General features: G+C 63.6%; 22 protein-coding genes and 1 tRNA gene. 12 read left to right on the top strand and 11 right to left on the bottom strand.

Going from position 1 to position 20,714, the window contains the following annotated elements; genetic code table 11:
* The first annotated feature begins 189 nt into the window (after positions 1-189).
* From AC1DT6_RS18155 to AC1DT6_RS18145, 3 genes are all read left to right on the top strand, one after another.
* Positions 190-276, top strand: a tRNA-Leu gene (locus AC1DT6_RS18155).
* A gap of 195 nt (positions 277-471) precedes the next feature.
* On the top strand, positions 472-969 hold the full coding sequence (locus AC1DT6_RS18150) for a MarR family winged helix-turn-helix transcriptional regulator (RefSeq protein ID WP_441626738.1): 498 nt from the start codon (positions 472-474) through the stop codon (positions 967-969).
* Positions 970-1,047: 78 nt separating this feature from the next.
* Positions 1,048-2,472: an amidase gene (locus AC1DT6_RS18145; RefSeq protein WP_441626736.1), complete on the top strand. Its 1,425-nt coding sequence runs from the start codon at positions 1,048-1,050 to the stop codon at positions 2,470-2,472.
* A gap of 44 nt (positions 2,473-2,516) precedes the next feature.
* Here AC1DT6_RS18145 and AC1DT6_RS18140 read toward each other — a convergent pair whose 3' ends face one another.
* Both AC1DT6_RS18140 and AC1DT6_RS18135 read right to left on the bottom strand, forming a co-directional pair.
* On the bottom strand, positions 2,517-3,569 hold the full coding sequence (locus AC1DT6_RS18140) for a phytoene/squalene synthase family protein (protein WP_441626734.1): 1,053 nt from the start codon (positions 3,567-3,569) through the stop codon (positions 2,517-2,519).
* A gap of 175 nt (positions 3,570-3,744) precedes the next feature.
* Positions 3,745-4,782, bottom strand: coding sequence for an AraC family transcriptional regulator (locus tag AC1DT6_RS18135; protein WP_441626732.1), 1,038 nt, complete (start codon positions 4,780-4,782; stop codon positions 3,745-3,747).
* A gap of 213 nt (positions 4,783-4,995) precedes the next feature.
* Between AC1DT6_RS18135 and AC1DT6_RS18130 the strand changes: the two genes are divergently transcribed.
* The 5 genes from AC1DT6_RS18130 (at position 4,996) to AC1DT6_RS18110 (ending at position 9,907) form a co-directional block, all read left to right on the top strand.
* Positions 4,996-5,595: an RBBP9/YdeN family alpha/beta hydrolase gene (locus AC1DT6_RS18130; protein WP_441626730.1), complete on the top strand. Its 600-nt coding sequence runs from the start codon at positions 4,996-4,998 to the stop codon at positions 5,593-5,595.
* A gap of 154 nt (positions 5,596-5,749) precedes the next feature.
* Positions 5,750-6,598, top strand: a complete 849-nt coding sequence (locus tag AC1DT6_RS18125; protein WP_441626728.1) for a TauD/TfdA dioxygenase family protein — start codon at positions 5,750-5,752, stop codon at positions 6,596-6,598.
* Between the two features lie 56 nt (positions 6,599-6,654).
* The gene (locus tag AC1DT6_RS18120; protein WP_477111501.1) at positions 6,655-7,713 is read left to right on the top strand and encodes a beta-keto acid cleavage family enzyme; all 1,059 of its coding nucleotides are present in this window, start codon (positions 6,655-6,657) and stop codon (positions 7,711-7,713) included.
* 94 nt (positions 7,714-7,807) lie between these two features.
* Entirely contained in the window at positions 7,808-8,800 is a 993-nt protein-coding gene (locus tag AC1DT6_RS18115) for a Bug family tripartite tricarboxylate transporter substrate binding protein (protein WP_441626724.1), read from the top strand.
* A gap of 135 nt (positions 8,801-8,935) precedes the next feature.
* The gene (locus AC1DT6_RS18110; protein ID WP_441626722.1) at positions 8,936-9,907 is read left to right on the top strand and encodes a quinone oxidoreductase family protein; all 972 of its coding nucleotides are present in this window, start codon (positions 8,936-8,938) and stop codon (positions 9,905-9,907) included.
* 234 nt (positions 9,908-10,141) lie between these two features.
* Here AC1DT6_RS18110 and AC1DT6_RS18105 read toward each other — a convergent pair whose 3' ends face one another.
* From AC1DT6_RS18105 to AC1DT6_RS18085, 5 genes are all read right to left on the bottom strand, one after another.
* Positions 10,142-10,648 (bottom strand): lipocalin-like domain-containing protein, encoded by a 507-nt coding sequence (locus AC1DT6_RS18105; RefSeq protein ID WP_441626721.1) that lies wholly within the window; start codon positions 10,646-10,648, stop codon positions 10,142-10,144.
* Between the two features lie 404 nt (positions 10,649-11,052).
* Positions 11,053-11,334, bottom strand: a complete 282-nt coding sequence (locus AC1DT6_RS18100) for a hypothetical protein (protein ID WP_441626720.1) — start codon at positions 11,332-11,334, stop codon at positions 11,053-11,055.
* 261 nt (positions 11,335-11,595) lie between these two features.
* Entirely contained in the window at positions 11,596-12,813 is a 1,218-nt protein-coding gene (locus tag AC1DT6_RS18095; protein ID WP_441626718.1) for a DUF4382 domain-containing protein, read from the bottom strand.
* 236 nt (positions 12,814-13,049) lie between these two features.
* Complete coding sequence (locus tag AC1DT6_RS18090) at positions 13,050-14,414, bottom strand: TAXI family TRAP transporter solute-binding subunit (RefSeq protein WP_441626716.1); 1,365 nt, start codon at positions 14,412-14,414, stop codon at positions 13,050-13,052.
* Between the two features lie 498 nt (positions 14,415-14,912).
* Positions 14,913-15,392 carry a hypothetical protein gene (locus tag AC1DT6_RS18085; RefSeq protein WP_441626714.1) on the bottom strand — a complete coding sequence of 160 codons (480 nt, stop codon included), beginning with the start codon at positions 15,390-15,392 and terminating at the stop codon, positions 14,913-14,915.
* A 150-nt stretch (positions 15,393-15,542) separates the two neighbouring features.
* On the opposite strand from AC1DT6_RS18085, the gene AC1DT6_RS18080 reads away from it, so the two are divergent.
* Positions 15,543-15,758 (top strand): hypothetical protein, encoded by a 216-nt coding sequence (locus AC1DT6_RS18080; protein WP_441626712.1) that lies wholly within the window; start codon positions 15,543-15,545, stop codon positions 15,756-15,758.
* A 16-nt stretch (positions 15,759-15,774) separates the two neighbouring features.
* Here AC1DT6_RS18080 and AC1DT6_RS18075 read toward each other — a convergent pair whose 3' ends face one another.
* A complete protein-coding gene (locus AC1DT6_RS18075; protein WP_441626710.1) occupies positions 15,775-16,050 on the bottom strand; it encodes a hypothetical protein in 276 nt (91 codons plus the stop codon).
* 428 nt (positions 16,051-16,478) lie between these two features.
* On the opposite strand from AC1DT6_RS18075, the gene AC1DT6_RS18070 reads away from it, so the two are divergent.
* Positions 16,479-17,198 carry a Crp/Fnr family transcriptional regulator gene (locus AC1DT6_RS18070; RefSeq protein WP_441626708.1) on the top strand — a complete coding sequence of 240 codons (720 nt, stop codon included), beginning with the start codon at positions 16,479-16,481 and terminating at the stop codon, positions 17,196-17,198.
* A 123-nt stretch (positions 17,199-17,321) separates the two neighbouring features.
* Entirely contained in the window at positions 17,322-17,570 is a 249-nt protein-coding gene (locus AC1DT6_RS18065; RefSeq protein WP_477114797.1) for a hypothetical protein, read from the top strand.
* A gap of 106 nt (positions 17,571-17,676) precedes the next feature.
* Here AC1DT6_RS18065 and AC1DT6_RS18060 read toward each other — a convergent pair whose 3' ends face one another.
* On the bottom strand, positions 17,677-18,564 hold the full coding sequence (locus tag AC1DT6_RS18060) for an NAD(P)-dependent oxidoreductase (protein WP_477111500.1): 888 nt from the start codon (positions 18,562-18,564) through the stop codon (positions 17,677-17,679).
* A gap of 157 nt (positions 18,565-18,721) precedes the next feature.
* On the opposite strand from AC1DT6_RS18060, the gene AC1DT6_RS18055 reads away from it, so the two are divergent.
* Positions 18,722-18,850 carry a hypothetical protein gene (locus AC1DT6_RS18055; protein ID WP_441626702.1) on the top strand — a complete coding sequence of 43 codons (129 nt, stop codon included), beginning with the start codon at positions 18,722-18,724 and terminating at the stop codon, positions 18,848-18,850.
* A 235-nt stretch (positions 18,851-19,085) separates the two neighbouring features.
* Here the strand turns inward: AC1DT6_RS18055 and AC1DT6_RS18050 are convergent, their stop codons facing one another.
* Together AC1DT6_RS18050 and AC1DT6_RS18045 are read right to left on the bottom strand one after the other, a co-directional pair.
* Entirely contained in the window at positions 19,086-19,550 is a 465-nt protein-coding gene (locus AC1DT6_RS18050; protein WP_035873659.1) for a ferritin-like domain-containing protein, read from the bottom strand.
* Positions 19,551-19,592: 42 nt separating this feature from the next.
* Positions 19,593-20,669: a methyltransferase gene (locus tag AC1DT6_RS18045; RefSeq protein ID WP_477102957.1), complete on the bottom strand. Its 1,077-nt coding sequence runs from the start codon at positions 20,667-20,669 to the stop codon at positions 19,593-19,595.
* Positions 20,670-20,714 lie beyond the last annotated feature (45 nt).

The following is a 20,714-nucleotide window of genomic DNA, read 5'->3' as shown; positions in this document are numbered from 1 at the left end:
GCGGGTTGTACCTGCGCTATCCCTGACCGCTCCCTTCCGGCCCAGGGCCGGGAGGGATTTTGCTGATCGTCCCGTTGATGGCAGCAGTTGCACGATGCGCTTCGGGGCAAGGCGATGTTTTTCTTCCGGTTCGCTATGCGGAGCACTTGCAAATTCCGATCCGTTAGGTAAAATGCGCCTCCTCACCTAGCCCAGGTGGCGAAATTGGTAGACGCACTAGGTTCAGGTCCTAGCGGTGGCAACACTGTGGAGGTTCGAGTCCTCTCCTGGGCACCAAGATAGAAAGCAAAAGGCCTGCATTCGTGCAGGCCTTTTGCTTTGGTGCTTCGCGTCGAAAGGCGAGAGGCGAGAGGTGAAAGGCGACCCCTTGTCGCGTCAAGGCAAAGGCCTAGGTATTTTTGCTTAGTTGCACGAAGCAACTATTGCAACGAGAATCTGTTGTCGATATCGACTAATTCTCCGAAGCCTGCCATGCCATCCTCCGACCACCCCATCCTCGAATACCTGTCGTTCCGGCTCGATCGGCTGAGCGAGCTGAGCAAGGCGGCGGGTTCGCAGTTCTACGAAAACGAGTTCGGCGTCACGGTGCGGGACCTGCGCGTGCTTCGCCTGGTTGCGCTGGAGCCGGGGCTGACCCTGAGCCGGCTCATCGAACTCACCTTGCTCGAAAAGACACAGGTGTCGAAGCTGGTCAGCGCGCTGGTGCGGCAAGGGCTGCTGAGCCGGCAGATCGGCGAACTCGATGCCCGGCAGATCAATCTGTTCCTGAGCGCGGAGGGCGAGAGCATGGTGAAGCGAACCTACGAGCGCGGCAATACGCTGGAGAAGGCATTGCTGGCCACGCTGACCGAGGCGGAGCTCAAGACGTTCAATCGCTGCATCGACAAGCTGACCGATACGCTCGAGCACCGTGCGAGGGACGCCGGCCATGAAGGCGCGGCCAGGGTCAAGCCCAAGCGGGCCGCATAGATTCTTGGTTTCCCGTGCCGGGGTTGCGAATCCGGTGCTGGCTGATGCACTGATGCACCTTCACCGATGGATGACCCAATGACAATCAACGAGACAAACGAGACAACCGCCCTTAATGCGCTGAGCGCCACGACGCTGCTCGACCTCTATGCCCGCAAGGCGTTATCGCCAGTGGAGGTGACCCAGGCCGTGCTGTCGCAAATGGAAGCATGGGAGCCGCATATCCATGCGGCCTATGCCCTCGACACGCAGCGCGCGCTGGCGATGGCACGCGAGTCCGAGGCGCGCTGGCAGCGCGGCGCGCCGCAAGGGGCGCTGGACGGCGTGCCGGTGACGATCAAGGAGAACATCGCCACGCAAGGGGTGCCCGTCCCGCTGGGCTGCGCCGCGACCGAGCTGGTCCCGGCCGCGAAGGATGCGCCCCCGGCGGCGCGCTTGCGTGAAGCCGGGGCTGTGTTCCTCTGCAAGACCACGATGCCGGACCTCGGCATGCTTGGCGCGGCCATGTCCAGCTTTCACCCGCTGACGCGCAATCCATGGGACCTCAGCCGGAATACGGGCGGCTCCAGTTCGGGCGCGGGCGCGGCAGCGGCGGCCGGCTATGGTCCCCTGCATGTCGGCACGGACATCGGTGGCTCGGTGCGCGGGCCGGCCGGTTTCTGCGGCATCTTCGGGCTCAAGCCGAGCCTTGGCCGCATTCCGATCGATCCGCCTTATGCGGCGCGCGCCGCCGGTCCGATGACGCGCACCGTGGCGGATGCCGCGCTCATGATGCGCGTGCTGTCGCAGCCCGATGCGCGCGACCATATGAGCTTGCCCTACCAGGCTATCGAGTGGAACCGGCTGGATCGCAGCCTCAAGGGCCTGCGCATCGGCTTGTGGCTTGAGCTCGACTGCGGCATCCCGCTCGATCCGGATGTGCGCGAAGCGGTGGAGAGGGCGGCCAGGGCATTCGAAGCGGCCGGCGCGGTCGTCGAACCGATCCGGCCGTGGATCGAGCCGGGCATGCTCGAAGGTATCAGCCGCTTCTGGGCCATGCGCACACGCATGGACCTTTCCGCGCTGCCCGAAGCGCGGCGCGGAAAGGCGTCGCCAGCTATCCAGTGGGCGGTGCAAAAGAGCCAGGAGGTCAGCGCCGAGCAGCTATACAAGGCGCACGCCCAAGGCCTGGCGCTGCGCGCGGCGACCGTGGCCGCCACGCGCGATTTCGACTATGTGTTCTCGCCCGTTTTCCCGCAGCCTGCGTTTGGCGCGGAACAGACGCATGTGGAATACGAGGGCGTCGAGCCGATTCACCAGGCAAGCTTCACGATCGTCTACAACTTCTCCGAGCAGCCCGCGGCATCCGTCAATTGCGGGTACGCGGCGGAGGGCATGCCCATCGGCCTGCAGATTGCCGGACGGCGTTTCGACGATCTGGGCGTCCTGCAGATGGCCAGGGCCTGGGAGGAGATGCGTCCCGCGCAGCGGCCCTGGCCGCAACCGCCGCGGACGGCAGCCTGAGCGCGTCGGGCAGCGAGGACGTCGCCCGGTGAGGCGGCGTTCCGTCAGCTACCCAGCCGGGCTTCGATCTTTCCGGTCAGCCCGTCAACCCAGGAACGCAGCAGTTTGTCGGAGACCACCAGCGGCACCGATGCCGCCACGATCTGGTACACCTTGTTGCGTCGTACCTTGGAGACTTTTCCGGGGTCGAGCCAATCGTCGTTGTTGACGAGCAGCAGCAGGGTTTCCAGGCCGATGAGGACCGGCCACAGGCACGCCAGCCGCAACCGGATGGAGAACGCCGGGATGGCGAGCGTGTATTCAACCGCCTCCCGGAAGTGATCCAGCGTTTCGCGGATCAGCTCGAACAGCAGCGGTTGGGCGCGCAGGGCGTTGGCCGGCAGCAAGAGATCTTGCGGCGTCAATCCAAACCGGTCCAGCATCGTGGCTGGCAGATAGCAGCGGCCAATGCGCAGGTCCTTGCCGCAGTCACGCAGGACGTTCGTCAACTGCAGTGCCTTTCCGAAGCGCACGCCACGGTGCAGCATGGTCTCCGGGCTACCCTTGAGTGTTCCCGGCATGTGCGCATAGGTCATCTTGGTCCAGAATTCCCCCACGCATCCCGCAACCAGGTAGGTGTACCGGTCAAGCTCTTCCGGTTCGCGAAGCGCGACGATCTGCCCGGAGCATTCGTCGGGGAAGGTACGGAGATCAAACTCCATGCCCGTCGTCAGGGTCGTCACGATCTCGCGTACCGCCGCCCGGTCGGACTCGCTCAACTGGGACAATATCGACAGCGCGGGCCCCAGCGACTCGAGCAGGACCTTCTCGTCGGACTGCGTCTGCTGCCCCGCGACTTCCACCGCCATGCGTCGCAGGAACGTCCCGTCGTCCGCGGCGCCGTTGACCTGATCGCGCAGCGACAGGAGCAGATCCAGCCGTTGCCGCGGCGGAATGAGCGAAGTGTCGGCGATCGTGTCCGCGGCGCGGGCCAGCAGATACGCCAGGCCAACGGGATCGCGCATCCCGGCGGGCAGCACGCGCAGCGTCAGGTAGAAAGAACGTGAAACGCCTTTCAGTAGCGGGCCGAGGAGGAAGGCCCGGGTGGGGTTAGGCATGGATTGGGGTCAGGTCGGTATTGGACAGGTCAGGCGCTGCCGAATTGTATCCGGCAACGATGCCGCGGCGGTGATGCGTATCGAGTGGCCATCCAAGGCGGATCGGCGCTTTTTCTCATCGACTCTCTGCGCCGTCAATTGCCTCGGTGCGGAGATGGCAGTGAGGGGACACAGATCAGCCACGTTGCGGCGGTGCATTTGCGGCAGCCTGTGAAGTTTGCTTCCAGCTCGAAACCGTCATGCCAAAATGTTTCCTGAACCAGAAAGCGAAAGCGCTGGGACTCGAGAAGCCGAGCAGATCGGCGAGTTCGGCGAGGGAACGATCGCTGTCGAGGATCTGGCGGGCGGCGAGTTCAGACCGGACCGACTGGAGCAGCGACAAAAAGCCCGTGCCTTCCGCGGCGAGATGGCGATGCAAAGTCCGGCGATCCACGCCAAGGTGCTTTGCCACCTGGTCCGATGTACACCTGCCCCCGGGCAACATGGCAACCACGACCTGCCGTACGGTGTGCGTCGCACTTTCATCGGATCCAGACAGGGCCTGATCGAGAAAGCGACGGACATATGGCGTCATGCGGTAGTCATTGGCCGGCATGGGCGCGGCGAGGTCCTTTGCGGCACAGACGATGCCATTGAAACTTGCATTGAACTCAACCGCCGCGCCGAACAACGCTTTGTGACACGTGGCACCGTGCGGTTGACGATGCTCGAAACAGACGCTTCGGGGCCGCCAGGCTGGCCCCAATAGTTCCTGGATCGTGCGGTATAGCACGCCCACGGCCATTTCAATGGACTGCCGCACCGGGTGCTTGCCGGTGGCCAGGATCTCTTCGCGAATCAATACGGCGTCGCCGAAGTCTTCGATGCGAGTCAACAGCGACGCATTGATCAGGCGCATATAGCGACACAGGTTGTCCAGCGCCTGCCGGGCATTCGGCGCTTCGCGCATCACGAAACTGATCGGGCCCAGGTTGGCCAGCCGCCGGTCCATGGCCAGTTGCAAGCCGAAGTCTTCCACGCCTGCCATCAAAGCACTGTCCTCAAGCAGCTGGCGTACCGCCATGGTACTGACCGGCATATCGGGGTCGAGAAGGCTCCGGGGACTCAACCCCACCTTGCGCAGCATCGCCTCAGGGTTGAGTCCATGGTGGCGCGCCAGTTCCGTGTAGCCGGTAAGACTGGCGCTTCGGATCAAGGGCGTGTAACTGGGCATGGGGATGTCCCAATTTAGATATTGAATGTCCCAAATAATACATCACATTCGATCTTGCAGCGATAGTCTTCTGATGTGCATCTGATCCCCGATGCCCGGCGGGGCGGGGTCAATGGAGCGCAGCGTGGCTTCAGTCTTTACGCCGGACCTCATGCGCAAAAGCCAGCTGTTGACAGACCCGAGTCGCAGCATCACCTCAAATCGAATTCGATCATGACAACATCCACTGTGCTTATCGTCCCCGGCCTGCGTGACCAGGTTGCCGGGCATTGGCAGACATTGCTGGCCGAGCGACTGCCCAATGCCCGCACAGTGCCGCCAATGGGGCGCGAAAACCTGGACTGCTCTCGCCGTGTCGCGGCCATTGAGCAGGCGGTGGCAGACATTGGCGGTCCTGTACTGCTGGTCGCCCACAGCGGGGGCTGCATCATGCTTGCCCACTGGGCCCTGACAACCGCACACGCGGCACGCATCCAGGGCGCATTGCTGGCGTGTCCGCCTGACTTTGAGCGCCCCATGCCGGAAGGCTACCCGACATTGTCCGCGATCCACGCTAGTGGCTGGCTCCCGGTCCCACGCCAGCGGCTTCCGTTTCCCAGCCTGGTTGCTACCAGCCAGAACGATCCGCTGGGCGAACTGCCGAGGGTGATCGAACTCGCGCGGGCCTGGGGCAGTGACACGGTGGACCTGGGCGAGGTCGGTCATCTGAACCCGGCATCTGGCTATGGCCCCTGGCCGATGGCCACGCAGTTGATCGAGCGGCTTGACGCCGGGCGTCTCTCGAACAGCGCCGAGTCCACGTTGTACCGCTGACCAGGCAAGCATCAGCGGCAGCTCTCAACGCAAGAGCGGCCCGACCAGTGCTACGCGCCGCATGTAGCGGCCATGCTCACCGCGACCTCGAGTCCCGCAAGACCACGGGATCGTTCGTCCTGGTGATCTGAACAAGAAAACAAGGAGACAAGCCATGCATATCGAACCGTTGACATGCGCCATAGGTGCCGAGCTCGTAAACGTGAACCTGGCAGACGCCGTGCACGACGATGGCCTGTTCGCCGAGATCAGGGCCGCGCTGCTCAGGCACAAGGTGCTGTTCCTGCGCGACCAGGACATCACGCGCGATGAGCATGTGGGCTTCGCGCGCCGCTTCGGCGAACTCGAGGACCACCCCGTGGCCGGCAGCGACCCGGATCACCCGGGCCTGGTGCGCATCTACAAGTCGCCGGACGCCCCCAACGACCGCTACGAGAACGGCTGGCACTGCGACGCCACGTGGCGCGAGTCGCCGCCAATGGGCTGCGTGCTGCGCTGCGTGGAATGCCCGCCGGTGGGCGGAGACACCATGTGGGCCAATATGGCGCTGGCCTACGACAAGCTGCCCGAGCAGGTCAAGATCCAGATCGCTGGCCTGCGTGCGCGGCACAGCATCGAAGCCACGTTCGGTGCGGCCATGCCGATCGAGAAGCGCCTGGCACTCAAGGCCCAGTACCCGGATGCCGAACATCCCGTGGTGCGCACCCATCCCGAGACCGGCGAGAAGGTGCTGTTCGTCAACGGCTTCGCCACCCATTTCTCGAACTTCCACACGTCGGCCAACGTGCGCTACGGCCAGGACTTCACGCAAGGCGGATCGGCGCTGCTGCAGTACCTGATCGGCCAGGCCTTGATCCCCGAGTACCAGGTGCGCTGGCGCTGGAAGCCGAACAGCATCGCCATCTGGGACAACCGCTCGACGCAGCACTACGCCGTGATGGACTACCCGCCCTGCCATCGCAAGATGGAGCGCGCCGGCATCGTCGGCGACAAGGTGTTCTGACTCTCACTCCCGCCAACCCTATCGCCTTTCTTCCTTTCCCACCCAGGAGACACGCCATGAACTTTCTCGACGGACACCTGTTCCCCGAAAACCAGCAGCCGCTCATCATCACGGCAGCACCCTACGCGCCGTCCTATGTCCCTTCTGATTTTCCCGAGGACATCCCGGTGACGATGGAGGCGCAGATCCAGAAGGCGGTGGACTGCTACAACGCGGGCGCCACGGTGCTGCACCTGCACGTGCGCGAACTCGACGGCCGCGGCTCCAAGCGGCTGTCCAAATTCAACGAGCTGGTCGCCGGCGTGCGCAAGGCCGTGCCCGAGATGATCATCCAGGTGGGTGGTTCGATCTCCTTCGCGCCGGAGACCGATGGCGCCGCCGCCAAGTGGCTATCCGACGATACGCGCCACATGCTCGCCGATCTCGATCCCAAGCCCGACCAGGTCACGGTGACCGTGAACACCTCGCAGATGAATGTGCTGGAGCACTTCGATTACGAAGACCTGCGCGGCACGTCGATGGAAGATCCGGCCACCTTTCAGGCGTACAAGGAAATGACGGTGCCCTCGCAGCCTGGCTGGGTCGAGGAGCACATCCGCCGCCTGTCGGCCGCCGGCATCCAAAGCGCTTTCCAGTGCTACAACATCAACAGCTTCGAGTCGGTCGAGCGCCTGATGCGCAGGGGCATCTACAAAGGCCCGCTGGTCATGAACTGGGTGGCTATCAGCGGCGGCATGGACGCGCCCAACATCTACAACATGGCCAACATTGTGCGCGCCGTGCCCGATGGCGCCGTGCTGACGGTGGAAAGCTCCGTGCTCAACGTGCTGCCGATCAACATGATGGGCATCGCCATGGGCCTGCATGTGCGCTGCGGCATCGAGGACAACCTCTGGAACCAGCAGCGCACCAGGAAGTTCAGCACGGTCCAGCAGATCGAGCAACTGGTGCGCATTTCACGCGAGTTCGGCCGTCCGATCGCCACTGCGCAGCAGGCGCGCGAGATTTCCAAGATCGGCGTGTTCTACGACACCGTGGAGGAGTCCCTGGCGGCCAACGGCTTCGCGCCAAACCGCATCGGTCGCCAGCAGGGCCACCTGCGCAAGATCGCCTGAGCGTCGCCACGCCCTGGCCAACAACGACAACGACAACAACTACAACTACAACTACAACTACAACTACAACTACAACTACAACGAGGAGACAAGGATGAAGCAAGCAACCAGGTACCGCCAGCGCGCGACGCTTCTCGGGGTCGCCATCGCCCTGTGCGCGGCGCCTCTGGCGGCAAACGCATGGTCGCAAAAGCCGGTCAGGGTCGTGGTGCCGGCGCCCGCCGGCGGCACGATGGACGTCGTGGCGCGGGTGCTGTCCGAGGCCATCTCGACCGAGATCGGCCAACCGGTGATCGTCGACAACAAGCCGGGCGCCGGTGGCGCCATCGGTGTGCAGGGACTGAATCTCGCGCCACCGGATGGCCAGACGATCATGGTCATTGCAAGCAACATCCTGACCGAAATTCCGCTGGTGATGAAGACGGGTTTCGATCCGGTCAAGGACGTGAAGCCGGTGACGATGGTGGCCCGCTCCGCCATGGTCCTGGTGGCAACGCCGACGGTGCCGGCCAAGGACCTGAAAGGGTTGATCGGCTACCTCAAGACCGCCAAGGGTGGCCAGGGAAGCTATGCGTCCTACACCGCGGGAACCAGCTCGCACTACGCAGGCGCCATCTTCGCCAGCAAGTCCGGGCTGGACCTGCAGCACGTGCCCTTCCCGGGCTCGCCACCCGCGCTGCAGAACGTGATGGGCGGCCAGGTCGACATCATGTTCGACGGTGCCGTGACCTCGCTGCCCCTGATCAAGGCAGGCAAGCTCAAGGCCTTCGGTGTCGGGACCACGATGCGGCTGGCGCAACTGCCCGATGTGCCAACGATGGCGGAGCAGGGCTTCCCCGAGATCATCGATTTCTCGAACTGGGTGGGCGTCATCGTATCGTCCAAGGTGCCCGACGACATCGTGAACAGGATCAATGCCGTGGTCACCAAGGTAGCCTCGACGCCAAAAGTACGCGAGAAGCTGATGGGGCTCAGCTTCTCTCCGATGGTCAGCGAAAACCCCGAAGCGCTGGCCAGAATGACGCATGCCGAGTACGAGCGCAACGCGCAGATCGTCAAGGCGTACAACATCAAGTTCAACCAGTGAGCGATCGGGCTTGGCCATGCCCCGGCGCGTTGATGCATTCAGTGCCTGGCCTGGCCACGAACCCATCGCCTGACTGTCAGCGACCAACTGAGTCGGCCGCGTGGGACCCCTCGGAACATACACAGGAATACAAACATGTCAAAAGCCATTCGCTTCTATGAAACCGGCGGCCCGGAAGTGCTGAAGTTCGAGGACGTCGAGGTCGGCGAGCCCGGCCCCGGCGAGGCCCGCGTGCGCCACAGCTACATCGCGCTGAACTTCATCGATATCTATTTCCGCACCGGCCGCTACCCGCTGGCGCTGCCCAACGGGCTGGGCTCCGACGCGGTCGGTGTGGTCGAGGCCGTGGGTTCCGGCGTGACGGACATCCGCGTGGGTGACCGCGTCGGCTACCTGATCGGGCCGCAGGGCGCTTACTCCCAGGTGCGCGTGATGCCGGCGGCGGTGCTGATCCCGCTGCCCGATGGCATCTCCGACCGCACCGCCGCCACGCTGATGATGAAGGGCATGACGGCGCAATACCTGTTCCGTCAGGTCTACCCGCTCCAGGGTGGCGAGACCATCCTCTACCACGCGGCTGCGGGTGGCGTGGGGCTGATCGCATGCCAGTGGGCGCGGGCGATGGGCGTCACCATGATCGGAACCGTGAGTACCGACGAGAAAGCCGCGATCGCCAAGGCCAACGGCTGTGCGCACACCGTCGTGACCTCGCGCGAGAACATCGTGCAGCGCGTCAAGGAGATCACCGACGGCAAGGGTGTTCCGGTGGTCTATGACTCGGTGGGCAAGGACACGCTGGAAGCCTCACTGGACTGCCTGCAGCCGCGGGGCTCGCTGATCAGCAACGGCACCTCGTCGGGAGCCGTGATTGTCGACTCCCAGATGCTGGCCGCGAAGGGATCGATCTGGTTCACGCGGCCCGCCATGATGCACTATATCCAGCCGCGCGCACACATGCTGGACATGGCCAGGGAATTGTTCGACCACGTGCTGGCCGGCCGCATCGTGAGCGAACCCCAGCAGACCTTTGCCCTGGCCGATGCCGCCGACGCGCACCGGGCGCTCGAGTCCCGCAAGACAGTAGGGTCCACCGTCCTGGTGCCCTGACAGAGGCATTGTCACGTTGCCGAAGCGATCGCCCGAGATGGCGTGATGAAGACGATATCGCTTTGTCACCGCCATCTCGGCGCTTGCATGCGCAAACGCCGCAGATCGGATTGTCCCGATATTGACTCTTGAGGGAAGTCCGTGCGGACAGAATCTGCCTTGAACGGTCGCTCCTTTTAGCTCCCCAATCCAGGTCGATCGGAGCCGATCCTTGGCATTCGCCATTACGCCCGTCTATCTTGCGCGCTTCCAGGTTACCGTCGCGGAGCCGCCCCCGGACGCTTGCGCAGTCATGTATTGAAGATCGTCTCGGCTGAGCGCGACCACGGAGCGCTTCTGTTCGGTTGCGTCCCAGTTTGGAAAGGTCGATTTATCGATATTGAGAGTGAGGCTCTTGCCTTCCGGATTTAAGGCGTAGGTGCCGAAGAGGGCAACGCTCTTGCCGATTACCGCCTTGTTTTCCTCTAGCGAACCAGCAGCGCGATTACCGGAGGCAAATTTTGGCAGATCCGCCCCAATGATGGTTAGCATAAACCGGCCTTGGGCATCCAGAATCATCATCCCTTTCGCCCCTGGACCGAACTGATCGATCTTCTTTCCGTCCTTATCGAGAACTGATGAGACAAGCGTCCACGTTCCGACTATATCGTAGGCTTCTTGAGCAAACACGCCGGTCGCTGGGAGCGCAGCGCCCAGACATATCGCCACCATCGGAGAGTACTTCCCAAGGATGCTGTTCATTCGACTCCTCCAAGGTCAAAGGATGAATCGTTCCCGGCGCGTCCCCGGATGTCTGTCAGCTGGCGTACATTGGAACTGCGGTTCTCTGCCAAGCATAGGTGATGGCTCGCCTTGGCAGAAAGGTGGTTTTTGCATCGGCACAGCGCTAACTGCCGGCGAGCGGCGACTCCAGGGCGGCGCAAACGGTTAGGGATACTTGCCGTCCTGAAATCAGCTTTGGTACTCTTCGCCCCATTGCAGCTAATGGATCGGAACTTTCTCCCGTCACATTTCGAATTGAAGCAGGGTGGTCGCGGGCTAGCCGCTAACAAGAAGTTTTGAAGAAGGCCGGCGTCTGCTTGTGCGCCTAATGCCGACCTCATTTTGGGCGATGGCCGCCGCCTCACAGCGGAGGCCATCGGTGGCTAATGTTTGCGGCTGCTCGAATGCACCTTTCCGTGCCGGTCACCCGTGCGCATTTCGCTGCGGTCCTCAGCGCGCGATCGGCCCTTGTCCCGGTCACCCGCATTTGGGCCATTGCTATTGATCAGGCCACGGCTACTGATCTGACTGCCCGAGCGGCCACCGAAATCACCGCCGGCTCGAGCCGCCCCGCCCATGCCGCCGCCATGCTGCGCGTGAGCGGCTACCGAGGTCGCCGCCAGGATGGAAGTTGCGATCAGGGAAAACAAGCGGATCTTGTTCATGCGATTCTCCTACGTCCGAAGTTGCTCAGGAAAACGCCGCGTGCTCAGCAACGCCCTTTCTTTGCCTGCCCGGGTGGGCAGAAGCCGGGACCCGGCCCCGAGTCGACGACCACTCCGGCCGGGACAACAACGGCCGCGCCGGGTGTGTAGACGGCGCAGCCGGCCATGAGCGTGGCGGTCAGCACGGCTCCGAATAGGAATTTCATCTGTTGCTACTCTCTTATTGGGTTTGAGTGTCGGCGCGGCAGTGGCACCCGCACGTCAGAATGCGAAGTTCTGGGACACGCCTGTTGTGGTCACGGTGACTGGCTGAGTGATGACCGACCCGCTGGCACTCGTAGCCTGGATACTGTACTTGCCTGCCACAGTGCCATCCTGCGTGAGCAGGATCCCCCCAGCCGGCAGCGGGGTCTGGTATGTGCCAACCGCAGGTCCAGCCAGCGGCAATGCCGGCTGCGTCAGGAACAAGCTGTAGGCCCCCGAATCCGACGCCGCCGCGGTGGCGGCAATCTCGAAGGTACCGCCGCCAGTTTGCTGCAAGGCACGGACGGTTCCCGCCGCAGTGATGGGGGTGATCGTACCGGAGACTCTGCCAAACGTTGAGGCCGGCAGGTTGAGCGGTGCAGCAGCCGTCGCGACGACAGTGCTGCTGCGTGCCACGACCGGCACGCCTCGCACGATGCCGGTGCCGCGCCCGGTGGCCGAGGTCGGCACAACCACAACGTCCACATTGCCGGCGGTACTGCTCTGCTCGATCGGCGACAGCGTGAAATTGCCGCTGGCGTCAGCCACGGTCGCCTTGACCACGACGCCGTTGCGTTCAGCAAATACCTGGGCGCCTGGCGCGGAGGCCACCACACCGGCGACAGTGCCGCTCACCACCGTTGGTAAAGCGGTAACCACCGGCTTGAGCCCATAGGTTTTGTTGCCGCGTGTGACGATCGACTTGCAAGCATCGAAGTCCAGCACCAGATCGGTCAACGTATCAGGGGCCACGGTGAAGGGGCGGTTGATCTTGATGCCGGTCTGGACGGCGCTGGGTGTGTCGAGCGCTTGCTCGGCAGCGCCAGTGGGTACCACCGAATTGGCAAGCGCGCCGGCGCCATTGGCCACGAGCACCAGGCGGATCTGCTGGTAAGTGCCGGCCGGAAGCGGAGTCTGACCGAGAGTGGTGAGTACGCCATTTGTAAGCGATAGCAGATCAATTCGCCGTGCCGGGCTCACAGTGACGTCGACCCAGCCGGTGCCGTTGATGTCCGCGTTGGGATCTGTGTGGACCCGAACTTTGTCAACCGTGACAAAGACATGATCAAAGCCACAGGCGGGTGCATCGGTCATCGACACACTCAAGGTGCCTGCACTGTTGCTGGTGGTGCTGTTCGATGAGCCGTCGCCGCCCCCGCCGCAGGCGGCAAGAGCGAGTGCACTGCTCAATGCAAGCAGTCGCAATGGCGATGAGACGATTGTTGTCGCGTTCATGATATGTCCCCTCGTAAATCTCTTGGCGTGGCGAGCATAGTTTGGATCGCTCTGTCTCGTTGTAAAACTTTGTTAATGTCCGGCTGACGCGAGAACGAATTACAACAGGCGCCAGACAACGAAGCAATGCTATGTCTTAAACCAAATGCGCGTCCCAGAAATCGCCCTGCCAGGCACAGCCAGATTCGGCGCTTCATGGTCGCGATCGAATCGATCGAGCCGGTGAATAACCTTGATTACGATCCGGTCAGCCTGCGCCGGACGAAGACAATATGCTCGCGCAGTACGTAGAACTGGTCGGCGTAGGCGAGTGGCATCTTCATCTTGTTCACCGCCTCCTCGATCTGGTCGAGGCGCGCGGCCAGCTCCGTCTTCTCCTCGTCGGTGGGGTTCACCAGCGCGACGCGCTCGATTTCTATCAAGGCGCCGTACCAGCGATAGATGCGGGATTTGACGCGCCAGCTGTACAGCGACGGCACCAGCCGGAAGGCCGGAATCAGGATCACGATAATGGGCACCAGCACCACCAGGGCGCGGTCAAGCAGGCTCGCCAGCCAGAACGGGAGATGCCGGTAGAGGAAGCCCTTGCCCGATGCGTAGTAGCGGGTGGCATCGTCGCTCAGCGGGAACTCATGCGCGGTCGCGGAGGGAAACTGTCCGGCATTCTGCATCAGGCCGGCTTTGCCATGGACCTCGCGCGCGGCTTCGATCAGCAGGTCGGACAGCGCGGGGTGCAGGGTGTCGCGCGCCACCAGTTCCACCGTCGGGCTGATCAGACGGATGGGATGCGCCGGCAGGTTCTTGCCGAGGTCGAACACGCCGGTGGGCAGCACCAGCTTCTGCAGGTAAAGGAAGCGCCGGGTATACGCATCGGCCTGCGCGAAATCCAGCAGCCGGATTCCTGGCGTGCGGAACAGCTTGCGCATGGTCGGGCCCGTGGCGGAATCGCCGGTGAGCATGGCCACGTCGATCTCGCCGTCGACCAGCGCTTGCGCGGCGTCGTCGCCATCGTATGCGATGAGGCTGGCGCTGCCGCCAGGCTCGATGCCGTTTGCCTTGAGCAAGGCCAGGGCCAGCACGCGGGCGCCGCTGCCTTCGCGGCCGATGGCGATGCGCGACTTGCGGAAGTCGGACAGCTTGTGCATTTCCTTGCCACGGTACAGCACGGAGATCGGGGCATAGAACACGCCGCCCAGCGAAACCAGTCCATCCTTGTCCACCTCGCTGGAGATGCCGCTCTGCACCAGTGCCAGGTCGACTGCCTGCTTGCCGTCGGACAGCCGCCGCACATTGTCCAGCGAGCCCTCGGAGGCCAGCACATTCAAGGTGATGCCATTGCGCGCAAGGATCTTTGCATACTTCTCGGCCGCGTCATGGAAGGAACTGCCCTTGGGGCCTGCGCTGATGGAGATGGTATTCGGCGGCGCCGGCTGCACCAGCCAGACCGCCAGCCACAGCGCCGCCAGGCTGAATACAAGCGCGGGACCAAAGGACACGGCCAGGTCGCGCCAGGAAATCGCGACAAAACGGGCGCGCAAGCGGTGGATATCGGGGAGTGCAGTGGTTGTCTTGGGTCTTTCTGGCGTGGGGTCGGGCGTCATCGGCACGATTGCGGAAGGGTAGAGCCGCTGGATGATAGCACCCGCGCGAGGCCATATTTTTCCATGCGGGGTGGCGGGCGGCGGTGCTGCCGAGCGCGAAGTGCTGGTAACGCCCCTGCTGGGTTGTCTGCCGGTCACGTCCGGAACGTGATTCGGGCTGTCCGCTCCAGCCACTCTCCTGCATAGTGAATCCGCGTGTCAGGGCTGTGGGTTGGCCCCGCCGTCAGACCACCTCATTGCATCCATCCATTCCTCAGTGAGTAATCGCGCTCCCGGCTATCGCCCGTGCGATCGGGGGTGTACATCTGTCCGCGATCGCCGGCAGGCGCGACGCGCTGCAGACGGACAGGCCGTGGCGGCCGTTCCGGGGCATCAACAAGGGTGGCGGAACATAAATCAGGCAAGCAGTTGGTGCTGAGCAATCATCGCGCCGTCCAGGGCCGCGCGTCGCTACGCTACTGGACAAGGCGCGGAACCGGTCCGGACGGCACCGTGTTCCTAAACGCTGACACCGCCCAATTCACTGACCATGAGCCGCACGGAATCCCTGGTCCCCTTGGAGCAGCTTGCGACCAGCAGCATTTCTCCCTGCGCAAGCTGTGCGCGTTGCCGGGCGACCTTGCCTCGCTGGATGTGCCCGCCAAGCTTTCCCCCCAGCCACCACCCGGCCAGGGCGCCAAAGGCGCCGCCAGCCAGGCAGGCCAGCGCGCTGGCGAACGTACCGGCCGAGGTGCCAAAGTGCAAAGTGGCAAAGACTGCCAGCACGGCGCCGCATAAAGCGCCTGCTATTGCACACTCGTTGCGATACGTGGTTTGTCGGGTCTCGGCATTAGGCAAGCCCTGCATGGGCTGGCCGTCACGCTGGATGAACCAGGGCCCTCCGATATGCACGGGGGAAACGGGCAACTCTCGCATCCTCGATTGAATGCTTCTTGCGGCAGCGATGTCGCTGAGCCGGAAATACAGGATGCTACGCATGATGTCACCTCGCTATCGTTGCGTTGCTCGGGCCGGGAGCCGGGGGAAGAGAGCTGGCTGCGCATGATGGCGTTTGCCTTGGCTCCCCGAGGCCAGGCCCAGACTCCGGCCAGCCTTCGTTGAGCGCGCCGGCGCCGCGACGGAACCAGAATGACATCAATGTGCCGCAACGTCGGTACGGTGGCGGACACGAAAACAGGCGGCAAGCCGCCTGGCGTGCCCGGCGCGATGAGCCCGTTTTCGCCAGTCACGATGGCGCATGACGAAAAAAATGCCCTCGGCCCGAAGGCGAGGGCAAAAAGTGGTAACGCTTCAGCGCAGCTTGCTTTCGCCGCCGTCGCTGGTCGGCTGCTTGACCCTTTGTAATAGTTTRCAGCCGCGTCTACTGCCAGGCAGTTTTCTGCTCTTCGGTGATCTTTGCCACTCGCTCCGCGTTGCCCAGAATCATCAGGGTGCTGTCATCCATTAGCGACGACGGTTCTACGAGTTCGAGTACGGGGATATCCGGAAACAATATCCCGACAAGCTCCCTGAGGAGCTTGTGCGATTCGAGTGGCCCGAAGCGATAGACGGCTCTCCCGTCGATTTCCGCGAAATACCATCCACCGATCATGTCGGGATAGACGATCACACTGTGACCATTGCGTGGGGCTTGCATGAGCCCTCCAAAAAACGTTCGCCAATAAGTGGCTTAACTGCCACTACCTACCGTGCGTCTCAAGGGGGAGGCTTACGGTGACCGCGGTAGAACACGCACTGCACATCAGTCCTGTGGCCGTGTGATGTATGCTTCGCGGCGTGGTGATGATCGGTTGCCGGTCTTTCTCTTGACCGCTGAACCCTGCTGTCTGGTGAATCCACAACCGCCCCGACAATAGGCGATCGCCCGGGGCAAGTCGGTACGCTAACGTGCAAGTGTGTTGGAATTTCTTTCCACCCTCGGGCGGGCGGGCCCTGGATTGAAGGGGCTTCGGAATGGGCGTCGCGCGGCTGGCTTACACTATGGCTCAGAGCGCGGTCCTGACCAGCAATTTGCCGGTCGCAAGCCCTGCAGGAGGCAGATCCTGAATTCCAGAGGGCAGACGCATGCAGAAGCAGGAAAATCCCAAGGCAAATCATCTGTTGGCGGTGCTGCCCGAAGCGGAATGGGCTCGCCTGACGCCACAACTGGTGCCAGTCGACTTGCCGCTGGGGCAGATTATCTACGAGTCGGGCGACCGGCTCGAGCATGTGTATTTTCCAACCACGTCGATTATCTCGCTGCTTTATGTGATGGAGAACGGCGCGTCCGCCGAGATCGCCATCGTCGGTAACGAAGGGATAGTCGGGATCGCCCTGTTCATGGGGGGCGAAACCACCCCAAGCCGCGCGATCGTGCAAAGCGCCGGTAGGGCCTATCGGTTGAGCAGCGTTGCGATGAAGGAAGAATTCAATCGGGCCGGCCCCATGCAGCGGCTTCTGCTGCGCTATACGCAGGCCCTGATCACGCAAATGGCGCAGACCGCCGTCTGCAACCGGCATCATTCCATTGAGCAGCAGCTTTGCCGCTGGCTGTTGCTGAGCATGGACCGCTTGCCAACCAACGAACTCCGGATGACGCAGGAACTGATCGCCAATATGCTCGGCGTGCGAAGGTCCGGGGTGACGGAGGCGGCGCTGAAACTGCAGAATGCCGGCCTGATTCGCTACCGGCACGGGCATATCGAAGTCCTTGACCGGCCAGGGCTGGAGCAGCGCGTGTGCGAGTGCTATGCCGTGGTGAAGCGGGAGTGCGATCGCCTGTTGCCCGACCTGCGGGCGATCTAGACGCTGCACGGCGGATGGCGTCCAGCCCGGGCAGGACGCTGATCGTGGGCGGACAAGCGCTGCCGCGCGACGCTCCCGATGAACTATGCTGAATACTTGCCCTGCATCGTGAAGGAGACCGACGTGCGCAAGTTCCTTTCCATTCTCGCCGCGCTTGTCCTGCTAGGCACAAGCAGCCTGGCGCTGGCCCACAATTGCCCGAACGAGATGAAGGCGATCGACGCCAAGCTGGCCACCAAGCCCGCGCTATCGCCGGAAGACGCCGCCAAGGTAGCCAAGCTGCGCGCCGACGGCGAGGCCTATCACAAGGCCGGCAAGCATGATGAGTCGATGAAGTCGCTCGGCGAGGCCAAGAAGATCCTTGGCATCTGACCGCATGCGCTGAAGGCCCGAAGCCGAACAGTGCAGGGTGGCATCGATTGCCGCCCTGCAGCGTTTTTTTGCTGGCGCCTCGGCCGGGGCCAGGACAGGGCTTAGTTCAGTGCGATTTTCCTGCCGGATCACCCAGGATGGATATCAGCTCCGGCACCGTGGGCTGCGCCCGCTCGCTGCGGCTGGCGCGCTCGTAAGTATCCCGGACTGCCTCTGCCGTTGCGCTTGCCGCGCCCAGTTCCCGCGCCATGGTCGTGTAGTAGCCCATGTCCTTGAGCGCATTGGCGATCGAAAAACGGAAGCCCGAGTCGTCCCGCGACTCGATGTAGGGGCGCAGGCGGTTCAGGATGACGCCGTCGCCGCCGCCCTTGGCGAGCACTTCCACCAGCACGGCCGGGTCCACGCCGGAGCGCTCGGCACAGGCGGCGGCTTCGGCCAGCACCGCGGAAAAGCCCAGCGATACATAGTTGTGCAGCAGCTTTAGCCGGTGGCCTGAGCCGGCCGGCCCGGCGTAGACGATGTTCTCGGCGAAGCAGGCCAGCAGTGGCCGGCATTCGTCGAACAGCGCGCGGTCGCCGCCGACGATCAGGTTGAGGCGGCCTTCGGCGGCTTCCTTTGGTGTGCGCGTCATGGGGGCATCGAGGAAGCGCCCGCCGGCCTCAGCCACCGCGGCGGCAATGCGCTCGGTGGAGGAGGGGATCGCGGTGGAGCAGTCGATCACCACGGCGCCCGGGCGCAGGCCGGCGATCACGCCATCCGGGCGGAACAGCACGTCTTCCACTTCCGGCGTGCCGGTGACACACAGGATCACGACCTCCACCGCGCGCGCCAGCGCGGCCGGGCTGGCAGCCGTGGTGGCGCCGGCAGCCAGCAGGTTGTCCAGCGGCTGGTTGCCGGGATGGTCCAGCAGCACCATCGGATGGCCGTGCCTTGCGATATTGGTGGCGATGCCATGGCCCATCATGCCGATGCCGATCATGCCGATTGTCTTCATGCTGTCTCCGTTCTTGTGCCGGGTATTGCGGCGCGCTTGCCGGGGCCGCCGGCGCAGATGTCTTTGATTTCCAGGTAGTCGCTGGCGCGGGAAGGCCTGACCGGCGGGGGCGCCAAAGCGCGCCGCAGCGCCCGGGAAGCCGCCAAGCGCGATGGCCGTGGCAGATCGTATCACCGAGTTGCCCGCAAGCCGGATCCGCAAGGGCACCTACCCCATCGATGCGCGCCTGCCCATCGAGAAATTCATGACCGAGAAATACGGCTTGAGCGGTACGGTGGTGCGCTAGGCCATGTGCCATCCAGGCGCGCGACCCTGACGGCGCGCGCAAGGCGGCCTCATGGCATAGGAAGAATACGGTAGAGCGTATCGGGCAAGCGGGCCAGGGCTTCCGGGCCGGCAATGGCCGGATAGCCGCGCAGCGCCTGGCGCGGGGCGGTCTGGGCAAAGTACTGCGCCCGACGTCGGCACGCCGGTGAGGCACCGCAGGTCGGCCAGCGACTCACCGCTGGCCGGCGGATGCGTCAGGCAGGTGGCGGCGCGAAGGCCGCGGATTGCCCTGGCTTGCGCAGCATCTTGTCTACCTCGCCCGCATGCAGTTCTTCGATCTGGATCATCTGGCGCGCGAACTCCTCCAGCGCCACCGAGCGGTCTTCCACCAGCGCCAGCAACTCGCGATACAGCTTGAGGGCGGCGTTCTCCGCCTCCAGCGATTCGCGCAGCATGGCCGCGGTATCGAAGGTATGGCTGTCGAGCAGCTTGCCGATGGCCAGCGACGGATAGGCGCCGAGCGTGGTGATCCATTCCCCGGCCTGCTGCGCATGCAGCAGCGATTCGTCGGCCTGCTCGCGCAGCCAGGAAACGATCGGGATGCGGCCAAAGCCGAACACCAGCAGCGAGTAATGGGTGTAGCGGACCACCCCGGCAAGCTCGGCTTCGAGGATCCGGTTGAGCACGCTTACCACCTTGTCTTTTTCCATTTCAGCCATGGCAGGTCCTTCCCGTCGTGTCGGCATTGCGATGCTGCGCTGCTATTGCCGGGTTGCGATCATCATGGAATCCGGCCCGCTGAGCGGCTCCACGCGCGCCTGCGCAAAACCCACCTGCCGGGCCCATGCGCAGCACTGCGCGCCGGTGTAATCGAAGCCGCCCGGCGTTTCGATCAGCATGTTCAGGCTCATCAGCAAACCGAAGGCATTTTGCCGGCGCGCATCGTCGATCATGGCGTCGTAGACAATCAGGCGCCCACCGGCCGGCAGTGCCGAGTAGCACTTCTCCAGCAGGTAAAGCTTCTGTTCGATATCCCAGTCGTGGAGGATGTGGCCCATGATCAGTACATCCGCTTGCGGGCAAGGGTCCGTGAAGAAATCGCCGGGGTAAAAGCGCAGGCGGTCCTGCAGGCCGTGCGTGGCGACATATTCCTGGAACACCGGGCCGACCGCCGGCAGGTCGAAGCCGCCGCCGCGCAGGTGCGGGTGGGCCAGTGCGATCTGCACCGGAAGCGCGCCCTGCGCGGCGCCGATGTCGACAAAGGTCTGGCATTCCGCCCACGGGAATTTGCGCGCCATGGCCTGGGCGGCGGCCAGGCTGACGCCGGTCATGGCTTGCAGGAATCCGCGCAGGCTCTGCTCGTCGCGATAGATGGCCGCGAAGAGGTCTCCCTCTTCGGCTGCCTCGCTTTGCGGGCGGCCGGAGCGCAGCGAGTCGGTGAGCGACGCCCAGCTTGGGTACAGCCGCGCATTGGCCATTTCCAGCAAGCCGCCCACGTAGGTGGGCTTGGCCTTGTCGAGGAACAGCCCGGCGTCGGGCGTGTTGCGGTAGAGATTGCCGGTCTTGCCGTCTTCGCGTTCGAGTGCGTGCAACGCCACCAGCGCGTCGAGAAAATCCACCGCGCCACGCGGATGCAGGCCAAGCACGGCGCTCAGCGCCGCCGCGTCCTGCGGTGCCTTTGCCAGTTGCGTGAACACGCCAAGCTCCACCGCGCTCAGGAGTGTCTTGGCGGCCCAGAAGCCCATGCCGAGTTGCAACAGCCGGTCCGGCGTCAGGTCCGGCACTTGCCAGGGGCTGGCGGCAGTTGCGTCGCGGGCGGCATCTTTTCCGTTCTGCATAAGTCACCTCATCACCGCCACCGGCTGACATCCGGGCGCCTGGGC

The organism is Cupriavidus sp. 01L45 (assembly GCF_056399885.1).
This window is presented reverse-complemented; position numbering and strand designations above follow the sequence as displayed.